The sequence below is a fragment of the Vibrio sp. YT-15 genome (assembly GCF_033337445.1).
GTDB lineage: Bacteria > Pseudomonadota > Gammaproteobacteria > Enterobacterales > Vibrionaceae > Vibrio > Vibrio alginolyticus.
On the sequence record NZ_JAWOQR010000115.1, the window covers coordinates 1 to 1,200 of the forward strand.

Annotated in this window: 2 protein-coding genes; one reads left to right on the top strand and one right to left on the bottom strand. The window is 47.6% G+C overall.

The window, feature by feature from the left end; all coding sequences use genetic code 11:
* A partial coding sequence (locus R7D93_RS25665) for a D-serine ammonia-lyase (protein ID WP_318129603.1) occupies positions 1–646 on the top strand: 646 nt, incomplete at its 5' end.
* Between the two features lie 72 nt (positions 647–718).
* Here R7D93_RS25665 and R7D93_RS25670 read toward each other — a convergent pair.
* Positions 719–1,200, bottom strand: a 482-nt coding sequence (locus R7D93_RS25670; protein ID WP_318129604.1) for an ATP-binding cassette domain-containing protein, incomplete at its 5' end; no start/stop codon positions are given.

Consider the following 1,200-nt stretch of genomic DNA (forward strand, 5'->3'; position numbering starts at 1 on the left):
CGATCCCAACTGCTTTTTTATCGATGATGAAAACTCACAAACCTTGTTCCTAGGTTACTCGGTTGCAGGTGAACGCTTAAAACAACAATTTGATGATTTAGGTATTGTGGTTGATGAACGTCATCCACTGTTTGTGTATTTACCATGCGGTGTTGGTGGTGGGCCAGGTGGTGTTGCTTTTGGGCTCAAGGTGGCCTTTGGTGACCACGTGCATTGCATCTTCGCTGAGCCAACACATTCTCCTTGCATGTTGTTGGGAGTACATACTGGTTTGCATGATGAGATAGCGGTGCAAGATATCGGTATAGATAATCTCACCGCGGCAGATGGCTTGGCCGTTGGTCGTCCTTCTGGTTTTGTTGGGCGAGCCATGGAGCGGCTAATTGATGGTTACTACACCGTGACGGACGAACGTATGTATCAGCTTTTAGGAGAGTTGAGCGAACGAGAAGGCATCAATTTGGAGCCCTCTGCATTAGCCGGAATGATGGGCGCGGTGCATGTATCGAGTTCTCTACACTACCAGACTCGTTTACAGCTTACGGATGAACGTTTGAAAAATGCCACACACTTAGTTTGGGCGACCGGGGGAGGGATGGTGCCAGAAGCCGAAATGTCAGCTTACTTGGCGAAGTCTGGTCGTTAGAGCGTTCTTCAAATTTTTTGAGTTAGTCAAAATGAAAAAGCTCATCCGAAGATGAGCTTTTTTTAGTCTTACTTATAGAGATTGAAGCAACTGGTAATAACGACCGCGTTGAGCGAGTAGCGTTTGATGGTCGCCTTGCTCAATGATCTCGCCCTGTTCCATAAGGCAAATGTTGTCCATGTTCTCTAATTCGATGAGTCGGTGAGTGATGAATACAACCGTCTTGTTGGCAAAGTACTCGTTGAAAAGCGCCATGACTTTTTGTTCGGTGCGCTTGTCGAGGCCTTCGGTTGGCTCATCAAGAAGCAAAATCGGAGCATCTCGTAGTAACGCTCGCGCAATACCAATACGACGTTTCTCGCCACCAGAAAGCTGACGACCGCCATCACCCAACCAAGCATCAAGACCCGGCTCTTCAAGCAGTGCACCCAGTTCTACTTTCGTTAGGATTTCCGCTAGTTGCTCATCAGTCGCATTTGGTGATGCCATTAACAAGTTGTCACGTAGTGTGCCGTTTAACACATCTACTCGTTGGCTCACTACGGTAATTGCTG